Origin of the sequence: Streptococcus halitosis, assembly GCF_023147855.1 — a bacterium.
GTDB classification, from domain to species: Bacteria; Bacillota; Bacilli; order Lactobacillales; family Streptococcaceae; genus Streptococcus; species Streptococcus halitosis_B.
In genome coordinates this window covers 1-23931 of record NZ_JAHXOP010000006.1, presented here as the reverse complement: position 1 = coordinate 23931, position 23931 = coordinate 1, and the positions used below count along the sequence as shown (strand labels likewise).

Annotated in this window: 25 protein-coding genes, 12 tRNA genes, 1 rRNA gene and 1 pseudogene; 2 read left to right on the top strand and 37 right to left on the bottom strand. The window is 42.2% G+C overall.

What is annotated here, in order from left to right; all coding sequences use genetic code 11:
• Nucleotides 1–10 precede the first annotated feature (10 nt).
• From KZX55_RS08745 to tgt, 16 genes are all read right to left on the bottom strand, one after another.
• Nucleotides 11–838, bottom strand: coding sequence for a membrane protein insertase YidC (locus tag KZX55_RS08745; RefSeq protein ID WP_162838150.1), 828 nt, complete (start codon nucleotides 836–838; stop codon nucleotides 11–13).
• Nucleotides 813–1184, bottom strand: coding sequence for a ribonuclease P protein component (gene rnpA, locus KZX55_RS08740; protein WP_000748120.1), 372 nt, complete (start codon nucleotides 1182–1184; stop codon nucleotides 813–815). Before rnpA ends, KZX55_RS08745 begins: the two co-directional genes overlap by 26 nt.
• A 149-nt stretch (nucleotides 1185–1333) precedes the next feature.
• On the bottom strand, nucleotides 1334–2524 hold the full coding sequence (locus tag KZX55_RS08735; RefSeq protein WP_000167797.1) for an acetate kinase: 1191 nt from the start codon (nucleotides 2522–2524) through the stop codon (nucleotides 1334–1336).
• Between the two features lie 51 nt (nucleotides 2525–2575).
• The gene (locus KZX55_RS08730; RefSeq protein ID WP_049519113.1) at nucleotides 2576–3529 is read right to left on the bottom strand and encodes a class I SAM-dependent methyltransferase; all 954 of its coding nucleotides are present in this window, start codon (nucleotides 3527–3529) and stop codon (nucleotides 2576–2578) included.
• Nucleotides 3530–3587: 58 nt separating this feature from the next.
• Nucleotides 3588–4178 carry a class I SAM-dependent methyltransferase gene (locus KZX55_RS08725; RefSeq protein WP_142357253.1) on the bottom strand — a complete coding sequence of 197 codons (591 nt, stop codon included), beginning with the start codon at nucleotides 4176–4178 and terminating at the stop codon, nucleotides 3588–3590.
• 32 nt (nucleotides 4179–4210) lie between these two features.
• A complete protein-coding gene (gene comGG, locus KZX55_RS08720) occupies nucleotides 4211–4624 on the bottom strand; it encodes a competence type IV pilus minor pilin ComGG (protein WP_084851070.1) in 414 nt (137 codons plus the stop codon).
• Nucleotides 4602–5063, bottom strand: a complete 462-nt coding sequence (comGF, locus tag KZX55_RS08715; protein ID WP_084851067.1) for a competence type IV pilus minor pilin ComGF — start codon at nucleotides 5061–5063, stop codon at nucleotides 4602–4604. The genes comGG and comGF overlap by 23 nt, the downstream gene beginning before the upstream one ends.
• Complete coding sequence (gene comGE, locus KZX55_RS08710) at nucleotides 5026–5328, bottom strand: competence type IV pilus minor pilin ComGE (protein ID WP_162281830.1); 303 nt, start codon at nucleotides 5326–5328, stop codon at nucleotides 5026–5028. Before comGE ends, comGF begins: the two co-directional genes overlap by 38 nt.
• Nucleotides 5291–5725: a competence type IV pilus minor pilin ComGD gene (gene comGD, locus KZX55_RS08705; protein ID WP_220107350.1), complete on the bottom strand. Its 435-nt coding sequence runs from the start codon at nucleotides 5723–5725 to the stop codon at nucleotides 5291–5293. Before comGD ends, comGE begins: the two co-directional genes overlap by 38 nt.
• The gene (gene comGC / locus KZX55_RS08700) at nucleotides 5688–6011 is read right to left on the bottom strand and encodes a competence type IV pilus major pilin ComGC (RefSeq protein WP_220107351.1); all 324 of its coding nucleotides are present in this window, start codon (nucleotides 6009–6011) and stop codon (nucleotides 5688–5690) included. The genes comGD and comGC overlap by 38 nt, the downstream gene beginning before the upstream one ends.
• 1 nt (nucleotide 6012) lies before the next feature.
• The gene (gene comGB, locus KZX55_RS08695; protein WP_248026835.1) at nucleotides 6013–7029 is read right to left on the bottom strand and encodes a competence type IV pilus assembly protein ComGB; all 1017 of its coding nucleotides are present in this window, start codon (nucleotides 7027–7029) and stop codon (nucleotides 6013–6015) included.
• A complete protein-coding gene (comGA, locus tag KZX55_RS08690) occupies nucleotides 6977–7918 on the bottom strand; it encodes a competence type IV pilus ATPase ComGA (protein WP_248026811.1) in 942 nt (313 codons plus the stop codon). The genes comGB and comGA overlap by 53 nt, the downstream gene beginning before the upstream one ends.
• A 61-nt stretch (nucleotides 7919–7979) precedes the next feature.
• Nucleotides 7980–8345: a DUF1033 family protein gene (locus tag KZX55_RS08685; RefSeq protein WP_000286396.1), complete on the bottom strand. Its 366-nt coding sequence runs from the start codon at nucleotides 8343–8345 to the stop codon at nucleotides 7980–7982.
• Nucleotides 8346–8501: 156 nt separating this feature from the next.
• Entirely contained in the window at nucleotides 8502–9653 is a 1152-nt protein-coding gene (nagA, locus tag KZX55_RS08680; protein ID WP_001134442.1) for an N-acetylglucosamine-6-phosphate deacetylase, read from the bottom strand.
• 140 nt (nucleotides 9654–9793) lie between these two features.
• Complete coding sequence (locus tag KZX55_RS08675; protein ID WP_248026800.1) at nucleotides 9794–11611, bottom strand: acyltransferase family protein; 1818 nt, start codon at nucleotides 11609–11611, stop codon at nucleotides 9794–9796.
• Between the two features lie 130 nt (nucleotides 11612–11741).
• Nucleotides 11742–12884 (bottom strand): tRNA guanosine(34) transglycosylase Tgt, encoded by a 1143-nt coding sequence (gene tgt, locus KZX55_RS08670; protein ID WP_001285233.1) that lies wholly within the window; start codon nucleotides 12882–12884, stop codon nucleotides 11742–11744.
• A 116-nt stretch (nucleotides 12885–13000) separates the two neighbouring features.
• Between tgt and KZX55_RS08665 the strand changes: the two genes are divergently transcribed.
• Nucleotides 13001–13858, top strand: a complete 858-nt coding sequence (locus tag KZX55_RS08665) for a DUF975 family protein (RefSeq protein ID WP_248026798.1) — start codon at nucleotides 13001–13003, stop codon at nucleotides 13856–13858.
• A gap of 40 nt (nucleotides 13859–13898) precedes the next feature.
• Here KZX55_RS08665 and KZX55_RS08660 read toward each other — a convergent pair whose 3' ends face one another.
• From KZX55_RS08660 to KZX55_RS08625, 8 genes are all read right to left on the bottom strand, one after another.
• Entirely contained in the window at nucleotides 13899–14261 is a 363-nt protein-coding gene (locus KZX55_RS08660) for a DUF1304 domain-containing protein (protein WP_248026796.1), read from the bottom strand.
• Nucleotides 14262–14271: 10 nt separating this feature from the next.
• The gene (locus tag KZX55_RS08655) at nucleotides 14272–14697 is read right to left on the bottom strand and encodes a MarR family winged helix-turn-helix transcriptional regulator (protein ID WP_007522862.1); all 426 of its coding nucleotides are present in this window, start codon (nucleotides 14695–14697) and stop codon (nucleotides 14272–14274) included.
• Between the two features lie 158 nt (nucleotides 14698–14855).
• Complete coding sequence (locus tag KZX55_RS08650) at nucleotides 14856–15719, bottom strand: DUF2262 domain-containing protein (protein ID WP_248026794.1); 864 nt, start codon at nucleotides 15717–15719, stop codon at nucleotides 14856–14858.
• Nucleotides 15720–15868: 149 nt separating this feature from the next.
• Complete coding sequence (locus KZX55_RS08645) at nucleotides 15869–17053, bottom strand: LysM peptidoglycan-binding domain-containing protein (protein ID WP_248026785.1); 1185 nt, start codon at nucleotides 17051–17053, stop codon at nucleotides 15869–15871.
• 165 nt (nucleotides 17054–17218) lie between these two features.
• Nucleotides 17219–17839, bottom strand: a complete 621-nt coding sequence (locus tag KZX55_RS08640; protein ID WP_248026783.1) for an HAD family hydrolase — start codon at nucleotides 17837–17839, stop codon at nucleotides 17219–17221.
• Nucleotides 17840–17842: 3 nt separating this feature from the next.
• Nucleotides 17843–19123 (bottom strand): MATE family efflux transporter, encoded by a 1281-nt coding sequence (locus tag KZX55_RS08635; protein ID WP_248026781.1) that lies wholly within the window; start codon nucleotides 19121–19123, stop codon nucleotides 17843–17845.
• Nucleotides 19124–19183: 60 nt separating this feature from the next.
• A complete protein-coding gene (gene thrC / locus KZX55_RS08630) occupies nucleotides 19184–20668 on the bottom strand; it encodes a threonine synthase (protein WP_248026779.1) in 1485 nt (494 codons plus the stop codon).
• A gap of 75 nt (nucleotides 20669–20743) precedes the next feature.
• Nucleotides 20744–22021, bottom strand: a complete 1278-nt coding sequence (locus tag KZX55_RS08625; RefSeq protein ID WP_248026776.1) for a gamma-glutamylcysteine synthetase — start codon at nucleotides 22019–22021, stop codon at nucleotides 20744–20746.
• A 230-nt stretch (nucleotides 22022–22251) separates the two neighbouring features.
• Here KZX55_RS08625 and KZX55_RS08620 point away from each other — a divergent pair.
• Nucleotides 22252–22647: pseudogene (locus KZX55_RS08620) on the top strand (transposase); the annotation flags it as partial.
• Nucleotides 22648–22760: 113 nt separating this feature from the next.
• On the opposite strand, the gene KZX55_RS08615 reads toward KZX55_RS08620, so the two are convergent.
• The 13 genes from KZX55_RS08615 to rrf all read right to left on the bottom strand — a co-directional run bounded on the left by KZX55_RS08615 (nucleotide 22761) and on the right by rrf (nucleotide 23921).
• A tRNA-Leu gene (locus tag KZX55_RS08615) sits at nucleotides 22761–22844 on the bottom strand.
• 9 nt (nucleotides 22845–22853) lie between these two features.
• Nucleotides 22854–22925 (bottom strand) — tRNA-Gln (locus KZX55_RS08610).
• A 13-nt stretch (nucleotides 22926–22938) separates the two neighbouring features.
• Nucleotides 22939–23011 (bottom strand) — tRNA-His (locus tag KZX55_RS08605).
• Between the two features lie 14 nt (nucleotides 23012–23025).
• Nucleotides 23026–23096 (bottom strand) — tRNA-Trp (locus KZX55_RS08600).
• An 11-nt stretch (nucleotides 23097–23107) separates the two neighbouring features.
• Nucleotides 23108–23188: transfer RNA gene (locus KZX55_RS08595), tRNA-Tyr, on the bottom strand.
• A 17-nt stretch (nucleotides 23189–23205) separates the two neighbouring features.
• A tRNA-Phe gene (locus KZX55_RS08590) sits at nucleotides 23206–23278 on the bottom strand.
• A gap of 4 nt (nucleotides 23279–23282) precedes the next feature.
• A tRNA-Met gene (locus tag KZX55_RS08585) sits at nucleotides 23283–23356 on the bottom strand.
• Between the two features lie 10 nt (nucleotides 23357–23366).
• Nucleotides 23367–23456, bottom strand: a tRNA-Ser gene (locus tag KZX55_RS08580).
• Nucleotides 23457–23462: 6 nt separating this feature from the next.
• Nucleotides 23463–23534, bottom strand: a tRNA-Glu gene (locus KZX55_RS08575).
• Nucleotides 23535–23545: 11 nt separating this feature from the next.
• Nucleotides 23546–23619 (bottom strand) — tRNA-Ile (locus KZX55_RS08570).
• A 33-nt stretch (nucleotides 23620–23652) separates the two neighbouring features.
• Nucleotides 23653–23723, bottom strand: a tRNA-Gly gene (locus KZX55_RS08565).
• A gap of 5 nt (nucleotides 23724–23728) precedes the next feature.
• A tRNA-Val gene (locus KZX55_RS08560) sits at nucleotides 23729–23801 on the bottom strand.
• A 4-nt stretch (nucleotides 23802–23805) separates the two neighbouring features.
• Nucleotides 23806–23921: ribosomal RNA gene (rrf, locus tag KZX55_RS08555) — 5S ribosomal RNA — on the bottom strand.
• Nucleotides 23922–23931 lie beyond the last annotated feature (10 nt).

Here is a 23931-nt window from a genome sequence, read left to right as displayed (position 1 = left end):
AGATTCCTCCTTATTTTTTCTTTTTCTGTGCTTTTTTCAAGGCTTTTCTCTTCTTACCTTCTAAATCTTTTTCTGCTTGCGCCACTGCTTCTCTTTCAGCAATAATCTTGAAAGGATTGTTCAAGAAATAGGTTTGCAAAACTTGGTAAGCATTGGATACAGCCCAGTACAAGGCAACTCCACTAGGTGCAGAGATGGCAAAGATAAAGATCAGTACCGGCATACCATACATCATCCCTGTCGTAGCTCCACTTTTTTCGGATAAAGCTTTATTCGATAACCAGCTACTCAAGAAGGTAAAGACTGCCGCCAAAATCGGAAGGACAAAACTTGTATCTACTCCTCCCAAATTAATCCATAAAAAGTGACCTGTTTTCAAAAAGTCTACTCGACTCAAGGCTTGAAAGAGCGCCAAGAGAACCGGCATTTGTATTAAAATCGGCCAGAGAGAGGAGGAATGTTTGATTCCTAACTCTTTATAAACCTTACGCATCTCCTGGTCTAGCTTGGTTCTACTTTCCATATCACGACCCGGGTATTGCTCTCGCAAAGCCTTGATGCGTGGCTGAGCCTCTTGCATTTTTCTAGAGGCAACCATCTGTGTCTGAAAGACTGGTAATAGAATCGTCCGAATCAAGATTGTGAAGAGGATAATCCCCACTCCGATACTAATGTCAAAGGACAAAAAGCGGATAATTTCAGCAAAAAAATAGACGAATTTACTCCAAAAATCTGTCGAGTCTGCTGTTATATCGCTAGCTGTACTATTTGTTGCACAGGCCGTCATGATAACCAAGGACAAGCCCAACAAACTAGTCAACTGTAGTTTCTTTTTCACTCCCATTTCCTTCCTGGTAAATCTTTGATAACTTTAATACGTGGAGTAGATTTTTCTCCATCTCTGCATATTCCAAGGTTTCCACCCCTTTTCGGGCAATCACGACAAAATCAACATGCTCTACTAAACTCCCTTTTACACTTTGTAGAATGTGTCGGATTCGTCTCTTAATTTGATTTCTGGTAACTGCATTCCCCAGCTTTTTGCTGACGGACAGTCCTACTCGAAAATGGTTTTGCTGGTTTTCCAATTGGTAGACAACAAATTTTCGATTGGCAAAACTTGTTCCGTCCTTGAAAATCGCCTTAAAATCTTTCTCTCTTTTTACACGAAAGCTTTTCTTCAAAACTCAACTCCATCTATTAAATTACTACTATTATACCATATTTTTTGAAAAAGCCAATAACAGCAAGGTTTTAGACATTTTCTGCATAAAAAAAGCTGGAAAATCTCTTCCCCAACTTCTTTCTACAATCAAATTTTATGTGCATTTACTTATTTTTTCAAGCGTTCAACATCGCGTGCAATCACCAATTCTTCATCTGTTGGAATAACCAAGACACGAATTTTCGCTGCGTCCGTTGAGATATCTCCCGTTACACCAAAGACGTTCTTTTCTGGATCCACATCACAACCAAACCAAGAGATACCTGAGATGACATCTTCACGTACGTTTGCAGCATTTTCACCGATACCTGCTGTGAAGATAATCGCATCTGCTCCATTTAGGACTGCAAGATATTGGCCGATATGTTTTTGGATACGATCGACATACATTTCATAAGCCAAAGTTGCATCATGGTCTCCTGCTTCCATGGCAGCAATCACATCACGCATATCGCTTGACTGACCAGAAACTCCCATGAGCCCTGATTCACGATTGAGAACGCGACTAATATCTTCTGGGGTATTGAAATCCTCTGTATATTGCATGAGATAAGGGATGATAGCAGGGTCAATATCCCCTGTACGAGTTCCCATCATCACACCGCCGAGTGGTGTGAATCCCATAGAAGTATCCACAGACTTCCCACCCTTAACAGCTGTGATAGAAGCCCCGTTACCAATATGGCAGGTAATCAATTTCAAATCTTCTAGAGGACGACCCAAAAGTTTCGCTGCTTCTCCTGCGACAAACTGGTGGCTTGTACCATGAGCACCGTATTTACGAACCTTGTTTTCCGTGTAGTATTTAGTTGGTAGAGGATAGCGATAAGCCTTCTCTGGCATGGTTGTGTGGAATGAGGTATCAAATACGACAACACTGGTAATATCTGGAAGCAATTCCTTAAATGCGCGGATTCCAGCTGCGTTAGCTGGATTGTGAAGAGGAGCCAAGAGTCCCAACTCCTCAACTTTTTCTATCACATCTCCCTCAACAACTGTTGATTCCTTGAAATATTCACCACCTGCAACGACGCGGTGTCCGACACCTGTAATCTCATCGTACCCTTTGATGATGTCAAAACGAATCAAATCATCCAATAAAATTTTAACGGCTTGTGTGTGATCTTCAATATCAAGAATTTGTTGCTCCGAACGACCGTTAAATTTTACTGTTGAAATTGAGTCTTTCAATCCAATACGTTCAATCAAGCCTTTAGCCAAAACTTTTTCCTCAGGCATTTGATAAAGTTGCCATTTCAAGCTTGAGCTTCCTGCATTGATTGCAATTGTTTTTGTCATAAGATGATACCTCTTTTTTAAGCGTTTTCATCTATTATAACAAAATCTCTTTTATATTTCAGTACCTTTGCTCCAATTTTGAAAATTTTCTTTAAAGGTCAACAAAACTGACGGATCTTGCAAGCTAGTAAGAGGGTAAACAAAGGGTTCTATTTCTTTATCTCTTTTCTTCTGTAAGACAAAAATACTTTTAGCTTGGCTTGCAGTTGAGAAAATATCCTCTGGCAGAGCGATGATGGCAGCCAGACTCACTTCGTCTTTGAGCCACCCTTTTAATAAGTCACTTTGAGGACTGGTCAATAAATCACTCGGAGCTAGAAAAATAGCATAGCCATCTGACTTAAGGTACTTGAGCCCTTGCTCCATCAGCAAATGATGGGCATAGGTATGCTCTTGACTAGAAGCCACTTGATAGCGCGAAGCGATGGCATCGTCTGGGTAATAGCCAACAGGCAAGTCGCTAATGACCACGTCGCTTTCCTTAAGCATTTGCGGACGAACCGCGTCGCCTTGAACAAAACCAGCCTGTAAACCAATCACATCTGCCATACTGGCTGCCAAATCAATCAGCAAGTCATCCACTTCGATTCCCAAGTAATCTACTTTTTTAGAGAGAGAAGTCAAGAAAGTAGCCCCCAAAATGCCCATACCAGAACCTATTTCGAGGATGCTAATTTCCTCTTGTTCAAACAATTCTTCCACAACAAGTACCAAGAGGAGGGCAATGGCATCTGGAGTAAACTGGTGATTGGCCTGTAAAGGCTCCGTTTGTCCTGCCTTCATCAAGAGAAACTGGTAGGTCTTGAGCCACTCTTCCTTGCGAAGCGCTAAGCGTTTAAGGGCTTGATTGTTCTCTTTGACCTGCTCTAGTTCGGTCTCGCCATCTAGGTAGATACTATTTTGCTCTACCAAGGCATCATAAAAGTTGGTCGCCAAATCACTTTGGATGACTTGGACATTCTCTAGTAAATACGTATAAGCTTGTTCTATTTTTTCAAAATCCATATTCCTATCTTATCAAATTTCCCTCCTTTTTTCCATCTGAAGAGAAAAAATCACTGCTTTAGTCAGCGAGTGATTTTTGGGCTACAGTTAAAAAGAGCTCTGCGTAATTTTCTAGGAAAAGACCTTCAGCACTGTACAGAATCTGACTGTCAATGCTCGAAAAACTAAACTGGTCGAGTTTGGTTTCCAGTTCAGCTAAATCAAAACCATGGTGGTTGGTATCTGTCTTGACAAAATCAGCAATGAGAACCTGTCCATTCTCCCTAAGGTGATGGTGAAACATGGCAAGAGTCGCATCTAGATCAGGCATATGATGAAGAACCCGACTGACAACAATTATGTCAAATTGCTGCTCCAAGGGATTTGCCAGTAAATCCTGCTCCAAAAACTGGATATTCTTGATGTCTTGCTGCTCCGCTTTCAAACGAGCTTGCTCCAGCATTTTCTCAGAAATGTCTACAAGAGTGACAGACTTAGCCTGCTTGGCTAGGGGCAAGGCTAACAGACCCGTCCCACCACCGAAATCCAGAATTTCTTTGTCTGATAGAAGTTCCATCTGTGCTTCAACTGCTTGACAAACCAAGTTTGCAAGAAAGATATTTTTGGGCGAATCAAAGGTTTCTGCTTTGTGATTAAAATCGTGTTTCATGCTTTTAGTTTAACACAAAGTAGTTGAATTGACTAGGAATTGTCTTTCTTATCTGCCTTATTTTCTGTTTTTGTCTGATTTGGTTCTCGACTTGAATCAGTCACTACCTTTTCCTTTTTATCCGTTTTCTCTTCTTTGATTTTCCTTGAAGGTAAGAGAAATTCATAGTTGCTCTTACTCATACGAACACTTGTTGCAAAACCTGTTTTCGTATTTTGATACCTGACTTTTCCTAAGTTGAAGACTCGTTCCCCACTTTCTTGCTCAGCCTTATCTTTACTTCGCTTGGCCATGGCAAAAGCGACCAACTTTTCTTTATTTAAGGCAAAGTCCTTGTGATGAGCTACTTGCCGATTCAAATAAAACTGCAACAACAGACTAAAGATAGCTGCCATGGTGACTGCATATAAAAGAACGCCTGCCTTAACTTTTTGCTTTTTCCACACGATAGATGAACTCCCTTTCTAAGCCCTTTTGAAATTGGAAGCGAAAGCGAACCAATTGGTTTTCCTCTGTAATCTGTGCTGATTTGAGTCCATAAACCATAGGTTGGTAGCCCCTTCCGCTGGTATCCGTTTTTCGAAAATCATCCGATTTAGACTTCCCTATAGAGATATCCTTACCATCCTGTTTCATGTAGAGGCGATTGCCTTCCACCTTTTCAAACTGCGAACGCTCTAACTCTGCCTCCAGTTGATCCACAAACAAGAGCCACTCCTTTTGCTCGCTTTGCTGCTGGTAACGAACTTCTGAAATGAGGAGCTGACTCATAGCTTGAAAAAGGAGTAAGCCTCCGCTAACGACGATAAGGGCAATCAGAGATTCTAAAAGAGTGAACGCTCTTACCTTACTGCTCTTTAAGGTCGAGCAACTTCTCTGAACCATGGTAGACCTCCAATCCCTTTTCACTAGCAAATACCTGAATCTCAACTCCGTTTATGTTTACTTGATTTTGCCCTGTTTGCAGAGCCATCTTAGCTACACGCAAGGCTTCTTCTTTTTGCAAGATTTCTGCCTCTTCTTGTCTATTTTTCTGAATTTGCCCCAAGAGGAGGGTTGCAATACTGGCAAATATGGCTAGCGCTACTACTGCTTCTAGTAAGATCACTGCCCTAATTTTTTGTTTCCTTAATGCGTTTAATTTTTCCATTTCCTAGATATAATTGATAGCGAATCGCTCCTTTGCTAGTCTGAAATTCAACCTTAGCCAGGGACGAATTGCCCCCAGCTCGGTCAAATATAATGCTTTGTCCAGATGGTGCCTGAATCCCTTTTGGAACGGTCAAGTTTTGACTGCCATTGCTGATCGTCTGTCCATCTAAGTTCAGACTGGTTTTTTGCTGACTGGCAACACTGTGTTTTTGCGTTTCCCGATAGAGTTCTTCAAACTCCATAAAGAAAATCTGCTCCTCTACCGCCGCAAAACTGGACTGAACAGAACCGGACAAGCCCAAAGCAAGGATACTCACAAGTCCCAAAACTAAGAGACTTTCAAGCATAGTAAAGGCCTTAATCTGCAACAGTTTGACTGGTTTTTTGTTTTGCATGGTAGTCTTTATAAGCTTTGGCTTGCTCAGCTGTGATACGACCGTCCGCTTGTAATTTGCTAAGGCTAGCATCTTCATTCTTGTCCAGACTATAGAGCTCTGCCTGGCTTTCTACGACCTTGACAACAGCAGCTTTTCCTTTATCATCTACGGCATCCTTTTGCTTAGTCAAATTGGGCACAAAGAGCAAGAGAAGAACACTGATGATTAAAAGGACGACTAGCATTTCTACCAAAGTGAAAGCTTTAACCTTAGCTTTTTTTAGTTTTGTCATGAATTTTTTCATTTTAAAAATTTACCTCCATATTTTGATACATGGGCATAAGCATTGCCGCATAAAGTAAAACGATAATCAGGGCCACAAAGATAAAAACCAGTGGCTGTACCAGATTCATGGTACGATTAACTCGGGTAAAAAAAGCTTCCCAAGTTTTTTCAGCATAGATTTCCAACTCACTCCCCAGCTTGGACTTGACTTCTCCATACTCGATGATGAGACTCAACTCCTTCTTAAAGAATGGATATCTCGCTATGGTTTGAGAAAATTCGCGGCCATTTTGCAGGGCTTGAGCTAGATCTTGACCGATTTCTTTAAAAAGCTGAGAACCTTGTTTCTGCATGATCTGAAAAATCTGCGTCAGCTCCATTCCCTGTGAAACCATATTGCCCCATTCACGCGCATAATAAGCTGTCAGATAAGTCTGGACAAAGATTCCTAGAAAGGGAATCCGTGCCAAAATAGAAAAGACCCGCATCTTGGAACTTCTTTTATAGAAAGTGAGGGCTAAAAGTAAAGATAGAGAGCAAACCAACACTAGTCCAAGAAAAATTTGTGGCAGATTACCGATGATTTGGGTGGCAATATTGCTACTGTCCAGTTGGGGTAGTAGATAGTTTCTCAATCCCAGCATGATTAGCAGGAGAAATCCCAGCAAAATCAAAGGATAGGTCGCCACTTCGATTAACTTTTTCTTAACCTTGGCCAAATTATCCAAATATTCTTCTATCTTTCCCAAACTCAGATGAAGATTCCCATGAACTTCAGCTAGGGATAACTGAGTCACAATAGCACTTGAAAAACCCAAGCTGTCCATCATCTCTGAAAATGATTTCCCCTGAGACAAGCCTTGGTGCATCTGGGTCACATAGTCCTTTTCCAGCAAGGCACTTCTCCCCAAGAAAGAAATAATTTCCACCAAATGAAAACCACTGGAGAAGAGGTTGTTAAACAAGGTGATGATTTTCTTCTGCTTAGCTGTAGCTAATTTTTTCCGTTTTAGCCTGAAGACTTGTGATATGTCCATCTTTAAGAAGCTGGTCAATCTGCGCATTCCACCTGGTTGGCTGATGTTCCTGATAGTCTTTGTTTGCAAAGTCAACGATTCCTCCTCCCCCGATTAATCTCTGATAGCAGACACCTTGCAGGACAACTGCTAGTTCCTCCTCCGTCACACCCAACTCCAGAAGGCGTTCATAAACTCCTCGGATACTCTTGGCATGAATGGTTGAAAAGACTGTCGCCCCTGTCAAACTGGCTCTAACCACTGCACGCGCCGTCTCGCTATCACGAATTTCACCGATAATCAAGAGATCTGGACGATGACGGAGAGACAGTTTGATCAGATTTTCATAGGTCAGTCCAATCGCCTCATTCAACTGCAACTGCAACATCTCTTCCTGCTTGATCTCGACAGGGTCTTCAATGGACATGACCTGCTGCCCCTTAAAGAGGGACTTGGCTAATTCGTGCATCAAGGTCGTCTTGCCACTTCCGACGGGACCTGCAAATAGATAGAGACCCCGTTGCCTGTACTGCTTGCCCAGTTCGTTCATATCCTGAAACCAGAAATGCAAATCCTGCTCCTCATCGTGTAACAAACGAATGACCAAACTCTCATGCCCCCGATAATCTCCCACGGTAGACAAACGCAGAGAAGACACCTTCTCCCCATGCTGATAATCGCAAGAGCCCAGCTGACTACGCCTCTTCTCTCCTACATTCATACCCGCTACAAACTTAAAATGACTAATCACAGCAGCTAAAACATCAAACTCATAGGAGTCAACTAGACACCGCTCGTCTCCAATCCGCATGTGAAGCTCATAGCACTTTTCCTTGGGGATAAAATAGATATCCTGAGCCTTCTTTTCTTTCGCAGTCGCAATAATTTTCTGTGCAATTTCTTGTACCATACCGCCCTCCTTATCTAACTATTCGCAAAAAAATAAAAAAAGCAACTTAAAAAGTTACTTTTTATCTCCATTTCATACGGCAAGAACGGTGTTTTTCTTGGCCTGTTTGTTTTTCGTAGCCTGGACGTAGCTTTTCATCGGGGATGACTTGCTCATCCTGTAAAAGTGCCAAAGAATGGTACTGCTGCAAATACTCATCGCACTCATCACACCAGCGTTTATCAGCAGGATCCCAAAAAATAGTCATCAAATCACTCCGACTCTTATAAAGAGGATTCTTCTTTTCCAGCTCAAACCAGCATGATTTATAATATTTTAGAGCATCATAATACTTATCAAAAGATTGACTCATGATGACATCTTCTTCCCAACCTTCTATGAACCACCACGGTTCAAAATCCCCATACATTTCTATAACACGATACATTCTTACTACTTCCTTTGTACCGTATATTATATCTAATTTTTTAATACAAGAAAAGGATTTTGCTTATTTCCCCCATTAGAAACTTCTTTAAGAAGCCTGTTATTTTCATCTGATAATAAAAATAGGAGTCCTTTATTGACCCCTATTTTTATCTTCTTAGGCTTGATAACGTTTCACACCATCTAGGTAGGTTGCTACCAATTCCAAATCTTTATCTAGTACGATAAAGTCGGCATCGTAACCTTCACGGATTTGACCACAGACATCATCGATGTGAACAGATTTTGCTGGGTTGAGGCTGGCCATCATGACTGCTTCATGCGGATTCGCAATTCCCCATTCGACCACATTCTTCAAACCATCTTTGAGTTTAAGGATAGAACCTGCCAAATTACCTGTCGATTTGAGGCGAGCAGTTCCATTAGCAACAACTACTGGGAATTCTCCCAACATGTAATCTCCATCTTCCAAGCCACCAGCTGTCATACAGTCTGTGATAAGGGCGATATTTTCAGTTCCTTTTTGCTTGAGCAAAATATCACAGGCCTTTGGATCTACGTGGTGACCATCACAAATCAATTCAGCGTAAGTATGTGGCAACTCATACATGGCTCCCACCATACCGAGCTCACGGTGAGTCAACCCACGCATTCCATTGTAGGCATGTACCCAAACACTCGCTCCAGCATCGACTGCTTTTTTAGCTTCATCAAAAGTCGCATTGGAGTGTCCAAGAGCAACAGTCACTCCTTCACCCGTAATTGTACGAACAAAGTCTTCTACACCTTCACGTTCTGGCGCAAGGGCAATTTTATTGAGCAGGCCATTAGCTGCTTTTTGCCAAGCACGAAACTCATCCATACGAGGATCTTTCATGTAAGCAGGATTTTGAGCTCCTTTGTATTTCTCTGTGAAATAAGGGCCTTCAAAATAGATCCCACGAATCTTGGCTCCACTTGCTTCCTGGTAACGAGCACCGATATTTTCAGTTACCGCAAGCAACTGCTCGTAAGAGGAAGTCAACGTCGTTGGCAAGAAGCTGGTAACACCTGTGCTAAGCAATCCTTCACTCATGGTATGAAGGGTTCCTTCGATATTATTATCCATGACATCGACACCGCCAAATCCATGAATATGGGTATCCACAAGTCCTGGGGCAATGCTATAACCGGTATAGTCAATCACCTCAGCTCCTTCAGGAATCTGTTCTACATGCTTGCCAAACTTGCCATCCACAAGTTCCAAGTAACCGCCACGACGAACTCCGTGTGGGTAGAAAAACTGATCCGCTTTAATATAATTAGGCATAATGATAACCTCCTTGATAGATTGATTCTAGAATTTATTATGTCAATTACATTATAAACCTTTCTTTTTCATTTGTAAATGGTATAGACCTATTTTCTAGAGATATTTTAAAAGAGCTGGATTTCTCCAACTCTTTGATCTTATTTTGATTTTACAGGTAGCTCTTGAGCAGCCTTGACAGCAGCTGCAATCGTTTCTGCGTAAAGTTTAGCACCTTCTTCAATCATGTTGCTATCATTTCCAAAGTGGACTTGGTCAGTTCCAGCCCAGATTTCAGGGTGTTCCTTAGCGACCTTATTCCAGTCAGCAATGCTCACATATGGATTCTTTTCAGCTAATTCTCTCGTATAAGCCGCATACTGCTCCACTAATGCATAAGTGTCCTTGCTCTTGTCTCCCTCATAAGGTGTCACCAGTATCAGATGGTGCCCTTTCGGTAGATTGTTCACGATGCTGTCCAAATCATTCTTATAGCCTTCAGGATTGTTGACCCCCGTTGCAATGACAACTGTTTTTAAAAGCGCCTTGTTCTGGCTATTATTGAGCATGATGTCATTGGCTTGCTTGGTCGTCCGACTAACCTGAGCATTGATATTTGCATCAGGAAGTGCCTCTTTTAAAGCCGTATTGGCACGTAAAGTCACTGAATCCCCAATCAGACTCGTTCCCTCAGAAATTCCTAGGCGACTGACTTCAGCTTGTTCAGCAAGAGTCTTTGTTTGTCCTATATTGGTCTGAGCTTGCTTGAAACCATTGACCATCAAGTCTGTCTCAAAAGCTCCAACCTGAGGAGCTGCAGCTATGATAATCAAAGTAAGTAAGGAAAGGGCGCCCACAACACTAGCACTAATAGGTTTGATATGACGCAGTTTAGTGATTTTTCTAACTAAAGCGTTGGTCTTACCAGCAATCAATGGCTCAATAATATAGAAGGATAGGATAGCAAAGAAATAAGAAAAGATAACGGTTAAAATAACAGCGGGCAGATTGCTCATCAACTGCGAAAAGATAATATAAAAAGGCCAGTGGAAGAGATAAACCGCGTAGCTGGTATCCGCTAAAAATGTGATTATATGAGGTTCTTGTATCTCAGGCGTTTTCTCATGCAAAACACGCGCAGCAAAAATCATGGTCACGGCCGCTAAACTTGCCAGTAAGAAACCGAATAGATAAGCAAACAGGTAGGTGAACTTGACAAAGAAAGTCAAGAGCACTAATACCAAAAGACCTGCAGCAAACACCAGTAAATTCTGACGAAGATCCCACGTCCGGTCAAACTGCTTGACTAAATCGCTCGTCTGACGAACACCCACAACCGTCGCTAAAATGCTTCCTAAAAAGAAGGGATAAACATGGGTTAAACTTGAAAAGTAGACAGACGAATGGGAGCTAGCCATTAGACTACCAATAAACATAGAGAAAAAGCTAATGATGAAAGCTCCCGCAGAAAGGAGAAAGACCATCCCTCTCAATTGACTACTAGATTTTGAACGTTTCGATAAGAACCAAACCACTAAGCCCCAGAGAATATAGTAGTGAACCTCAACAGCTAGACTCCAGTTATGAACAAAGAGATGCGGAATGAACTGGGATTCGTAACTTCCCCCTGTTAACATCTCATAGAAGTTGGTCATGAAACCAAAAACTCCAGCAATCTGGCCACCAATTCCAGCAACATAGTCTTGGCGAACTAGGAGGGTAAAGGGCATGGTCACCAAAACCATCAGAACCACAGGTGGTACGATGCGGTAAAACCGTCTCTTAAAAAAGCCTAGTAAATCAATCTGGCGTTTTTTCCCAAATTCTTCTAAAAGGAGGGCAGTAATCAAAAATCCTGAAAAAGTGAAAAAGACATCTACCCCAAAGAAGCCTCCAGGAAAGATTGTTTGAAAGAAGTGGTACAAGAGCACCAAAAGTAAACCTGTAATCCTAATCAAGGAAAACCATTTAATACGCATACGAGTTTATTCCCCACTCAATTAGATCGTAAAAACATCTAATTTTATTCCATAATACACCTTATTTTATCAAAAAAAGAAGAAAAATCCTAAGAGAAAACTTAGGATTTCAGTATTCTGTTTTTACACTTTAGAAATTGCGTCCTGACTTGTTGTAGCCATATTTTTCCACAAAATACTCACGAAATTCCAAGAGATTATCATCCATGATGGCTTGGCGGACCTGCTTCATCAGGTTGAGTAAGAAGTAAAGATTATGGTAGCTAGTCAAGCGGATACCGAAGGTTTCGTCAGCCTTGAGCAGGTGGCGAAGGTAGGCGCGTGTATAGTTCTTACATGTGTAGCAGTCACACTCAGGATCCAGCGGTGTGAAGTCCTCTGCAAACTGGGCATTCTTGACAACCAAACGCCCTTGGCTGGTCATACAGGTACCGTTACGAGCGATACGAGTCGGTAGGACACAGTCAAACATGTCCACCCCACGAATAACCCCATCAATCAAGCTATCTGGCGCTCCCACTCCCATCAGGTAGCGAGGTTTGTTTTCTGGGAGAAGTTGGGTTGTGAAATCCAAGACTGCATTCATCTCTTCGTGCGTTTCTCCCACTGCCAAACCACCGATAGAGTAGCCTGGAAAGTCCATGCTGACAAGGTCGTGAGCTGACTGACGGCGAAGGTCTTCAAATCCTGCCCCCTGTACAATCCCAAACAAACCTTGATCCTCCGGACGACGGTGAGCCTTTAAGCCACGTTCGGCCCAACGACTGGTACGCTCGATGGATTTCTTAACGTAGTCGTAAGGTTGGTAAAACTGAGGACATTCATCAAAAGACATCATGATGTCTGAGCCTAGATTGTTCTGAATAGAGATGGCTTTCTCCGGTGATAGGAACATCTTGGAACCATTGAGATGGTTTTTAAAGGTTACTCCTTCTTCGGTGATATTTCGGCTATCAGCTAGGGAATAAACCTGGAAACCACCACTATCCGTCAAGATTGGCTGGTCCCAATTCATGAATTTGTGGAGACCACCTGCGCGTGCGATGAGTTCGTCCCCTGGGCGAAGCCATAGATGATAAGTATTAGAGAGGATAATTCCTGATCCCATCTCCTTCAACTCCTCTGGCGACTGGGTCTTGACAGTAGCTTGGGTTCCAACTGGCATAAACATAGGTGTCGGGAAGGTACCGTGTGGGGTGATGATTTCTCCTAGACGAGCTCCTGTGTGTTTTTCTTTCTTAATCAAACGGTATTTGATTGGTGAATCTGACATTTTCTACCTCCGAAGCTGGGAAAGACAGTCCCAGTTCATACTTTGTGCCCAAAGGCATACTGTATGATTTTATCAAAAAAACCAGGAACTGTCACGAACTATGGTATAATGAAAGAATGAAATACCCAAAAATTGATTTAAAAACCATTCGTCTGCAGACTAGGCAATTTCAGGCTGAAAATCCCCGCCTCTTTCTCGTCTATCTCTTACCTAGCATACTGGTCATCTTATCAGGCTTTCTCAACCCCTTGGCTCGTCTCCAAGAAAGTGTTTTAGAGCAATCCTTTTTCAGCATGCTGGCACAAGTGCTCCAAGCCTATCTCTTCCCGCTAGTGGTTTCTTTTGTGAGCACGATTTTTCTAGCAGGTGCTGCCTTTGCGACACTCCGACTCCTCAAGGATCCTGATACAGAACTCTCAGTAAAATCAAGTCTAGCCCTCTTTGCTGAAGAGCGCTTCTCGCAAACCTTCCTAACTCTGCTCCTCAAACGTTTCTACCTCTTTTTATGGAGCATTCCAAACTTAGTAGGCGTTTATTTTCTCTTTTATAGCAATCTCTTGGCTCGGAGATTTGTCGCCCTACATCCTGAATTTCCAAAATTAGACCTCTCATCAGTTGAAACCGAGCAATTCCTTATGACCTTTGGACTCTACTTTTTCGCGAGCCTCATCTTGATGATTGTGGGCAATAGCCTCTATATCCCGCAACATTACGCCTACTCGCAGGTAGAATTCCTCCTCTGCGATACTCTAGATTTAGGGCAGGCTAAACCCAGTCAAATCCTGAAAACCAGCCGTTTCTTGATGAAAGGTTACAAATTCCAGCGCTTTGTCCTCGACTTACAACTACTTCCTTGGTACTTCCTCAATTGGATTACCTTTGGTATTGCTAGTTTTTCAATCTTACCCTATATCCAGAACAATCACATCTTCTTTTACCGAGCCCTCCTAGCCCGTAAACGTCGAAATGGATAAGAACCTACAAAACCCAGCGTCCTGAAAGACGCTGGGTTTCTTATTTCAAAAGCAAAATACTCAGCAAAATCAAAATAGCGGGTCCACCTTGCTTCAGAATAATCTTCTTGTCTGCAGTTAGAGAACCGTAGGTCGCTGCACCAAGCACAAATAAAACAAAGATGGTCACAATTTCCAAACTTTGCGAGAAATAAATCCCGTACAAGAGAAAGACACCTATTAAAGCATTATAAATCCCCTGATTTTTAAACAATGAACTCACTGAAGGACGAGCCAGTTCTTCTTTATCCACATTAAACACGCGACTAGTAGTATCTGATTGCGTAGCCACACTTTCCAAATAAAAAATGTAAAAATGCTCCAAAGCAACGATAGTTGCTAAAACAATTGTAAAAATAGACATATTCTTCTCCTTAAATTTCTATCTCTTCTAAGCCAGATTGCAACTTTTCTAACAAGCGACTGAACTCTTCTCGCTCTCCTTTTGTAAGTACACTTTCCATCTGACTCTTTACCTTTATATGTTGTTGGGGAGAGTTGGTTACGAGTTGCTCTCTCGCAAAGTCTGTCACTTCCACCAAAACCTCCCTCTGGTTTTCGGGATTCCGACTGCGCTTGACCAAACCTTCCTTTTCCAGAATTTTAAAGTGCCGTGTCAAGGCAGCCTGATCGATTTGCAACTTCTCCTGAACAGCAATCTGGTTGCAGGGTGACTGCTGCAGTAAAAACTGCAAGATTTGATAGCGGGTCAAACTAATTCCCAATTGTTTCTCAAAAAGTTGAGTGATCATCTGATCTGTTAAATGGAGCTGATACAGTAAGTCGTTAATTTTTTTCATTTCTACCTCCTTGCGTACACTTGATTTATCAACTATTGAGTTATCAAGTATATTACAGAAAGATTAAAAATGCAACTATTTTGCTTACTCACGAAAAATAGCCTCTTGGTTTCAATCCCAAAAGGCTATTATTTCTATATTCTAGATAAAATCCAGCACTAACCTACCAAATCTGCTCGAAGGATTTCTCCCTCTTTATCAATGACAACTTCGATGGCATGGCCTGCAAAAATTTCCTCGCTATCATCATAGTAGAGGGTCAATTCCCCGTCTTCGTTGATCGATAGTTCACTCAAGGAAAGAGAGTTGGTAAAATACTCTTCTGTTAACTCCACATCATTTTCATCTGAATCTATCCAGTCTTGAGCTATTTCCCACAGTTCTTTGACAATATAGTCTTTAATCCGAGTATCTTGAACTTGGAAAGTTCCCATAAATTTCTTTAGATCATCAAAAGAACTTGGAGGGAGACTTTCATCTGCACTCGCAGCAAAGATAGCATGGATCTTACCACCCTCGTAAGTGATAAATCCTTCAAACCAAGAATAGGCTCTGTTTAAGGTGAATTCGCCAATATCGTCTTGAATGATGACCGGTTTTTGATAGGTTTCAATCAAGGTCTCTAACCTAGAGTCTGAGGATTGGTCATCTAGGTATTCCAGCAAGTGGTAGCAGTTATTAGCTACTTCTGACATATATGGCTCTAACTCCATGAAGGGGCGTTTTTGACATTTGATATGATGAATTTTGTAGGGTTCAAAACTAAAGCCCCATCTCTTTTCTTCAAATTCCTCAGGAGTTAATACCCATTCCAAACGTCCCTCACGTTCAGAGAATTCCTGGGTTGCAACATTGACACTAGCTTTAAAATGAACGGACGGCATTTTACAACCATCTTTTAAAGAAGCGGCCCCAGTTACATTTTGGAGGGTAAAAATCAAGAATTCGACAATTTCACCACAAAATTCCTCTTCAAAATCATCTCTTGTTTTCTCAAATGGAGTTTTTAATCGATTTGTCATTCACTTCATCCTTTCTCTCTATGCTTAAAAGCGTTAGTATAGTTTTGTATCCGCTTACATTTTAGCATGTTTTAGATTTTATTTCACTTATCAACACTATTTTACACAAAAAGAAGCTACACTTTTAAATGTATAGCTTCTTATTATTCTTAATTCATTGATACGTGAACGTGGTCATAGTGATTTTCGGTCACACTACCACGGTCTGGCATTGGATTCCACGTGTAGGCAGGTCCATATTTACTATCGTATGGAGCGTAGAAACGTTGTTTCCAGATGATGTAGTTGATACCACGGCTAGCCATATTTTGAACCGCGTATTCCGCGATTTGATCACCAAGTGCTGAACTCACTGGGACCATAAAGTCGATGGCCAATCCTTTACCATGGTCTCCACTGTCACCAGGACGGTAGCCGCTAAAGGATGTAATTCCAAACAAATTGGCAATTTCTTCTTTGAAGGCTGCAGTTTGTGGTTGAAGACCAGCATTCTCAGACTTAGCTACAGCAAGTCCTGCATAGTCAGGAGCAGCTGGAGCTGAATAAGTTCTTGAAGGAGTTTGACTTTGCTCCGCTTGATAAGTCGAAGTTGCAGTCTCAGAAGTTGCTGTTGATGCCGCTGTTTCTTCTGTTGCACTTGTTCCTGTTGTATCAGCAGGCGTTTCAGTTGCTGGAGTAGCTGCTACTGGTGCTTCTGCTGGAGTAGTCGCTTGAAGAGCTTCTTCTTCAACTGGACTAGTTGTTTCTGCTACCGGTGCTTCCGCTGGAGTCATTTCAGCTGTTTCTTCTGCTACAGGTATTTCTGTAGATGGTGTCTCCTCAGCAACTGTCGCTGTCTCAGAAACTTCTGAACTTGGCGCTACTTCTGCTGGTTTTTCAGTCTCTGTTGCAGTTGGAGCTTCCTCAATCGGTTGAGAAAGGTCTTCTACTTGAACTGTTTGTTCATCGACTGTCACTTGATTCGTCGTCAAATCAGCTGTCGCAGTCGTAACTTCTTCACTAGCATCTGCTTGAGGAGCTTGGATTTCAACTTCCGTTACCTCTTCTTCCTCATTGACAGTTGTGGTGAGGACAGTATCTGGGAAAATCAAGTCCATATTGGTGATTTTGTTCAAATTTGCAAGAACTGTGACATCTACACCCAAGGCTTCTGCAATGGTGCTCAAGGTATCACCATACTGTACTGTATAGCTTGTTTTGTTGTCCGTTTTAGTCAAATCGTTTTGGATTTGCTCAACACTACGTGCAGTCCAAAGGACTTCTTCTGCTTGAGTTGCCAATACTGGGGCAAATGACAAGGCTACTGTTGAGACTAAAATCATTCTTTTCTTCATTCGTTCATATTCCTTTCAAATGAGTACCTGTCTATCATAACACAAAAAAAGCTGAAAAAAAGCCCTCTCGGGCCTATTTAATAGAACTGTCTATTCCTTGTAACAAACTCGATTACTTGAAATAGTTTGTTAGGTCTCTGTCACACAACTGACACAATCTTCTCGTTACTTACTCTCAAAAATATGAGGAATATCTGCTAGTGCTCGAATCATGTGATTGCCTTCAAAAGAAGACTCTAAAAAGTTGATGCTTTGAATACCGCTATTCTTGGCAAATTCCACATCTAAAGTCCGGTCCCCTATATAATAGGTCTTCTCAGGATCCAGCTGATACTTGTCTAACAAATAGGTAGCCGCTTCTGGATTAGGCTTGCGCTCAAAGCCACTCTGACTGGTTAAAATCTCTGTAAAATAGGATTCCAATCCCAGATCCTTTAGAATAGTAAAAGCATTGTCCCCTTTATGAGTGTAAACAAAGTTCCGAATTCCTACTTGGTCTGCCCAATTCAACACCTCACGCGCACATGGCATCAAAACTACCTGAGCATTCTTCTCAGCCAGGCTCTGGGCACGTACCTGATTGAGCACTTCCGCATCCAGTTTTCTCTCTTCTGCCACTTGCTCCAGCAAATCCTGCACAGAAAACTTGAGGATAAACTCTCTCACTTTCTCCTTATTATAAGGAATAGAAAACTGAGCAAAGGTCTCCTCAATCCCTGATAAAATTGCTTCGTAAGAATCCAATAAAGTCCCGTCTAAATCCCAAATAAAAGCTGTTTTTTGCATTTTCTATCCTTTCAAGCTCATATAACGCTGGTAACGGTAGCGTAGAAATAACCAACGAAAACCATTATCCAAAAGAGTTCCTGCCCAAATACCAGGTAAGCCCCAACCAAGAACAAGCCCCATCAGATAAGCTGTCCCTATGCGGATACACCACATCCCAATACTTGTCGCATAAAAGGGGAGGCGAGCATTTCCCAAGCCCTGCCAAACTGCCGTATAAATAACTGTCCCTGTCGCCATGGGGGTTCCTAGTAGAGAGAACAGTGCAACCAAAACGCTCGCTTCGACCGCTACAGGGTCGGTCGTATAGAGATGAGTCAATGGTGTCCCCAAGGCATAGATACTGAGAGTTAAGGGCAACATGAGAAGCAGGGAAAGCCAAAAGGTTTTCTTGCTCAAATCATCTACTCTTTCCCAGTTATCCTCCCCAACTGCTCGAGCTACCTGCATGACTGTCGCCGTAGCGACGCCAAAGGCAGGCATATAGTTAAACTGGGTCAGGACTTCTCCGACTGCGTTCCCCGCTACTGCCTCCGTCCCAAAAGAAACGACCAAAGCAATGATAACTACATCTCCAGCCCTCATCATAAGCCGCTCTCCTGCCGCTGGCAAAGCCAAGGTCAGTAAGTCTTTATCCAGTCCAAAAGTCGGTTTCTCATAAGGCAGTTTTAATTGCGACCATAAAATCAAAAGACCAACCAAGCGAGACAGAATAGTCCCCCATGCAACACCAGCTATCCCCATATTAAGAACAAAAATAGCTAGACTTGAAAAGAGAATATTCAAGGCATTGGATAAAAAACTAACATAGAGAGGCAGACGCGGATTATGCGTTGCACGAATCAAGGCACCTAGACTCGTCATCAAACCCAATAGAACAATCGATCCGCCTACCAAAGATAGGTAGAGTCCACCACTCTCAGCTACATCCCTCTCCGTCCCCAAGAGTCCTATCATCTCTTGCCCAGCAAAGATAGACAAGGCCCCTAAAAGCAAACTCAGTAGCAAGGTAATCTTCAGCGCTTCAGTCACATGATAAGCTAGCTTGGACTGGTCTTTCTGCCCCATGCTTTTTGAAATAACACTGGAAATAGCAGCCCCCAAAGCGATGAAAATGGCCTGATAAATCGTGATAATATTGCCAGCCACTGAAACACCCGAAATAGCGATCAATCCCAAGTTGGCGACCAAGTAGCTGTCCACCATCCCCATGAGCATCTGCAAAAAGTTTTCGCCCATAGCGGGCAAGGCAATGTTGAGAATGTCTTTATTTTTTCTAAACAATCTGTCCTCCTGATGAAAAGAAACTCAGTTGGTTTCCCAACCGAGTTTACTTCCTCTGTCTTAAAGTCCTAGATAAGCCTCCACCGCTGCTTGCATGTCAGCAGCTGCCACTGTTGTTTTATGACGAACTGGAGCTGCTTCAAGGCCATCAACCGCTGGTGGTACTGCCACTCCTGAAATGTCATGTAATTGAGCCAAGGCTTCAAAGTCTGTCAAGCCTGCTTTTCCTGTTACAGCTTCTACTGCAACCACTGGGAACTTGTATGGACTAGCTGTTGAAGCAATCACTGTCTTGGTTACATCGCCAGTAGCTGCTTGGTATTTTCTATAAACTGCTGAGGCAACCGCCGTGTGGGGATCCTCGATGTAGGCATCTGTTTGATAAACACGTTTAATTTCTGTCGCAGTTTCTTCCTCAGTCGCATATTCAGCTGCAAAGAGTTCCAGAATCGCTGCATCAAAGTCTGTCAATTCATATTGTCCTTGTGTACTCAAGGCATTCATGAGTTCAGCAGTCTTAACCGCATCATTCCCCAAAAGATGGAAAATCAAGCGCTCCAAGTTTGAAGATACCAGGATATCCATAGATGGGCTAGTTGTGACCTTAAACTCACGTTTCTTGTCATAGACACGTGTTTTAAAGAAGTCAGTTAAAACATTATTGTCATTTGAAGCACAGATTAATTTGCCAACTGGAAGACCGATTTGCTTAGCATAAAAGGCAGCCAAGATATTTCCAAAGTTTCCTGTTGGTACTGAGAAGTTGACCTTATCACCAGCTACAATCTCACCAGACTTGACCAACTGAGCGTAGGCATAAACATAATAAACAATTTGTGGTACCAAACGACCAATGTTCATAGAGTTAGCTGATGAAAATTGCAGTTTATTGGCCGCCAACTTTTCACGAAGAGCTACATCGTTAAACATATGTTTCACATTTGTTTGCGCATCGTCAAAGTTACCATCAATAGCTACAACATGGGTATTATCTCCAGTCTGAGTGGTCATTTGCAACTCTTGTACCTTGCTGACACCATCCTTTGGATAAAAGACGATAATCTCAGTTCCAGGCACATCGGCAAACCCCGCCATAGCAGCTTTCCCAGTATCACCAGATGTCGCTGTCAAAATGACAATCTTGTTCTCCAAACCATGCTTTTTAGCGGCTGTCGTCATAAAGTATGGCAAGATAGACAAGGCCATATCTTTAAAGGCAATCGTTGAACCATGGAACAATTCCAAGTTGTATTGCCCATCCAATTTCACCAATGGCGCAATAGCTGGAGTATCAAACTTGCTATCGTAGGCATTGTTGATACAGTAGTCCAACTCCTCAGCCGTAAAGTCATCTAAAAATGCTGATAAAACTAATTTAGCCACCTCTTGGTAAGAAGCATCTTTTAATGTGTCAAAATCCAAATCCACCTTTGGATAAGTAAGTGGTGTAAACAGACCACCATCCGTCGCCAAACCTTGCAAAATAGCTTGGCTGGCAGTTACTGTATTATTCGCATCACGCGTTGATTGATAAACTAATGTCATGAATCTCTATCCTTTATCTATAGTCTCTTCCATTATATCACGATTTTTCAGAAAATTCTCCCTTTATAAGAGAAATTATAATCCCAATTCTTTCTTCAAAGGTTCTAAATAAACCATTTCTTGCTTATCTCTTTTCTCCAGTCCTTCCTCAGCTAAGGTGAGTAAATCTTTAGAAAACTCGAGAACCGCAGTTTCTTCTTCATCTGTGAGTTGTTTTTTAGAAAATTGTCGTCTTAAAAGCTTATAATCACGACCAGCTGTGGTAAAAAATGGAGCAGTTCGCAAGTAAGCTTCAAGCCTGTCTAAATGAACCAACAAGCCTAAGTGAAAGGCAGCAGAAGCAAAGGTCCTATCAAGCGGCTGAGTACACACACTACGAAACTCAACTGTTCCTCGAGTCGTTAAGTCTTGGTACTGGTAACTACGATGAGTTTGGAAATCCTCCTCCTGAGGATGAATCAATACCTCATCCCCATTAAGGGTGAATGCTTGGATTTCAGGTGTAGTCAAATAATCTCTAGCCTGAATCGGATAAAAATAATAGATCTGCCCATCACGCTCCGCAGTAAAAATCGCAGAATGATTTATATAGTCAAAAAAATCATCCTCATCTTTAAATAGTCTAGTATTGACACCTACATTCTCTGGATAGATACCATGCATGGATTCTTCCCAAAAAATATCTCTCGAAATTTTGGTATCCCAATCTGCCCCTGAAAACTCAGAATTGGCAAACAAATAAGCTTTGGCAGCTTCAATTTGAGTAAAAGCATTGATAACACGCAGGTAGTTGGACCTTGAAACGTCTAGTTGAACCTGACTTCCACAGATAAAGGCACCATACTCAGGGAAATCGTGTAAACCTCTACAAATCTTACTTCTACTTAAGTTCAAGTAAGCCATCAACATCTGATAGCGTGGATAAGCCACTGGACAATTCTCATTTTTATACCAGTTAGGATGAATGCCACAGCCAACAATAGCATGATTAGCTTCACCCAACTTATTCTGAATCGTAGCCATATAGAAGTTAAAGCGTTCTTCTACCTCTTGGATAGATTCGGCCTTTCCGAATGCAAACTCAATCGTCGTATAAGCAACCTCGAATAAGATCGTATCTTGGCTGACTGGATCAAACAACTGAATTGGATTCCCAAAATCATCCACTTTTTCGATAGTAAATCCCAGTACTGATGGTAAATACTGAAAGAGATCCTTAACAACTTCACCATCTGTAGCCTTACCCTCTAAATTTACAATAGGAAATTCTAACTCAATCCCAATAAATAAATCTGGGTTCTCTTTTATATTCTTTAAGTAACGTTTCTTTAGTAATTCAACAGACCGAGACATCAATCACCAAACTCTTTCATAATCAAAATAAATTGTGAATAAGTAATATTATACCAAAAATCTAAGCAAAAAAGATTAGAATGGCACTCAAAAATAAGGCTCTATAATATTTGTAGTGGGTAAATCCCCCTATAGATATTATTTATGGAGCCTATTTTTGTGTGATAAATTGTAAAATATAGTGCAACAAAAAACTCATAGCGTTTCATTGGTGTAAACTGTAAGTAACCACACAAACTATCATCCGAAATTACTTTCTTCGCTACGATAGAATCGTTCGCTGTCAGGTGAAAATCATTACGATGGATATGTTTAGTCCTTACTATGACTTAGCTAAACAGCTTCGCTTTCGAATTTCTAGGCTCAGGCTCATCGAGGAGAATCTAAAGCAGGTTCATCCTCTTTTTCAGACTGTCTTTAAAACCTTCCCTCAAGGACAAAGAGAAAATCGTCAACGCTCTTCAGTTACCCTATTCTAATGCAAAATTAGAAGCGACTAATAATCTCATCAAACTTATCAAGCGAAATGCCATTAGTTTTAGGAACTTTGAAAAGTTCAAAAACGGATTTTCATCGCTCTCAACATCAAAAAAGAAAGGACGAAATTCGTCCTTTCTCGATCTTAGCTGACTTCAACCCACTACAGTTGACAAAGAGCCATAATTTTTAGTAACTTAAGCAAATACAGATAATCAGATAAAAGAAAAGACAAGGTCTAGAAACCTTGTCATTACTACTATACCGGCGGCCGGGGTCGAACCGGCACGTCCTTGCGGACACTGGATTTTGAGTCCAGCGCGTCTGCCAATTCCGCCACGCCGGCAAATAGTAACTGGGGTAGCTGGATTCGAACCAACGCATGAGGGAGTCAAAGTCCCTTGCCTTACCGCTTGGCTATACCCCAATAATATAAAATAGGCGAGTGATGGGGATCGAACCCACGCATGCCAGAGCCACAATCTGGTGTGTTAACCACTTCACCACACCCGCCATAATTTTATTAACACGGGCAGTAGGAATTGAACCCACACTGAAGGTTTTGGAGACCTTAGTTCTACCTTTAAACTATGCCCGTAACTAAAGCAATGGAAGGGGAGGGATTCGAACCCCCGAACCCGAAGGAGCGGATTTACAGTCCGCCGCGTTTAGCCTCTTCGCTACCCTTCCAAGTTATAAATAAAATATGGCGCGAGACGGAATCGAACCGCCGACACATGGAGCTTCAATCCATTGCTCTACCAACTGAGCTACCGAGCCAATATTGCGGGAGCAGGATTTGAACCTACGACCTTCGGGTTATGAGCCCGACGAGCTACCGAGCTGCTCCATCCCGCGTTAATATAAAAGGAGGATGTGGGATTCGAACCCACGCACGCTTTTACACGCCTGACGGTTTTCAAGACCGTTCCCTTCAGCCGGACTTGGGTAATCCTCCAACAAATAGTCCGTACGGGATTCGAACCCGTGTTACCGCCGTGAAAAGGCGGTGTCTTAACCCCTTGACCAACGGACCATATCCATAGATGGGCACGAGTGGACTCGAACCACCGACCTCACGCTTATCAGGCGTGCGCTCTAACCACCTGAGCTACGCGCCCAAGTTAAAAACTTGGTATTTGAACAAAGTTCAAAGCGGGTGACGAGAATCGAACTCGCGACAACAGCTTGGAAGGCTGTAGTTTTACCACTAAACTACACCCGCTAAAATGGGAGTTAACGGGATCGAACCGCTGACCCTCTGCTTGTAAGGCAGATGCTCTCCCAGCTGAGCTAAACTCCCTCGAGCTAAGCGACTTCCATATCTCACAGGGGGCAACCCCCAACTACTTCCGGCGTTCTAGGGCTTAACTACTGTGTTCGGCATGGGTACAGGTGTATCTCCTAGGCTATCATCACTTAACTCTGAGTAA

Coding starts and splice junctions, on each gene's coding strand:
- nagA (WP_001134442.1), bottom strand. CDS start 9,653: ATGCCTAATTATATTAAAGCGGATCAGTTTTTCTACCCACACGGAGTT.
- KZX55_RS08625 (WP_248026776.1), bottom strand. CDS start 22,021: ATGTCTCGGTCTGTTGAATTACTAAAGAAACGTTACTTAAAGAATATA.
- comGB (WP_248026835.1), bottom strand. CDS start 7,029: ATGGACATATCACAAGTCTTCAGGCTAAAACGGAAAAAATTAGCTACA.
- KZX55_RS08735 (WP_000167797.1), bottom strand. CDS start 2,524: ATGACAAAAACAATTGCAATCAATGCAGGAAGCTCAAGCTTGAAATGG.
- KZX55_RS08655 (WP_007522862.1), bottom strand. CDS start 14,697: ATGAAAAAAATTAACGACTTACTGTATCAGCTCCATTTAACAGATCAG.
- comGE (WP_162281830.1), bottom strand. CDS start 5,328: ATGGAAAAATTAAACGCATTAAGGAAACAAAAAATTAGGGCAGTGATC.
- KZX55_RS08640 (WP_248026783.1), bottom strand. CDS start 17,839: ATGCAAAAAACAGCTTTTATTTGGGATTTAGACGGGACTTTATTGGAT.
- KZX55_RS08665 (WP_248026798.1), top strand. CDS start 13,001: ATGAAATACCCAAAAATTGATTTAAAAACCATTCGTCTGCAGACTAGG.
- KZX55_RS08675 (WP_248026800.1), bottom strand. CDS start 11,611: ATGCGTATTAAATGGTTTTCCTTGATTAGGATTACAGGTTTACTTTTG.
- KZX55_RS08660 (WP_248026796.1), bottom strand. CDS start 14,261: ATGTCTATTTTTACAATTGTTTTAGCAACTATCGTTGCTTTGGAGCAT.
- comGD (WP_220107350.1), bottom strand. CDS start 5,725: ATGCAAAACAAAAAACCAGTCAAACTGTTGCAGATTAAGGCCTTTACT.
- comGF (WP_084851067.1), bottom strand. CDS start 5,063: ATGGTTCAGAGAAGTTGCTCGACCTTAAAGAGCAGTAAGGTAAGAGCG.
- KZX55_RS08645 (WP_248026785.1), bottom strand. CDS start 17,053: ATGAAGAAAAGAATGATTTTAGTCTCAACAGTAGCCTTGTCATTTGCC.
- comGC (WP_220107351.1), bottom strand. CDS start 6,011: ATGAAAAAATTCATGACAAAACTAAAAAAAGCTAAGGTTAAAGCTTTC.
- tgt (WP_001285233.1), bottom strand. CDS start 12,884: ATGTCAGATTCACCAATCAAATACCGTTTGATTAAGAAAGAAAAACAC.
- KZX55_RS08685 (WP_000286396.1), bottom strand. CDS start 8,345: ATGTATCGTGTTATAGAAATGTATGGGGATTTTGAACCGTGGTGGTTC.
- KZX55_RS08650 (WP_248026794.1), bottom strand. CDS start 15,719: ATGACAAATCGATTAAAAACTCCATTTGAGAAAACAAGAGATGATTTT.
- comGA (WP_248026811.1), bottom strand. CDS start 7,918: ATGGTACAAGAAATTGCACAGAAAATTATTGCGACTGCGAAAGAAAAG.
- thrC (WP_248026779.1), bottom strand. CDS start 20,668: ATGACATTAGTTTATCAATCAACGCGTGATGCGAATAATACAGTAACT.
- KZX55_RS08730 (WP_049519113.1), bottom strand. CDS start 3,529: ATGGATTTTGAAAAAATAGAACAAGCTTATACGTATTTACTAGAGAAT.
- KZX55_RS08725 (WP_142357253.1), bottom strand. CDS start 4,178: ATGAAACACGATTTTAATCACAAAGCAGAAACCTTTGATTCGCCCAAA.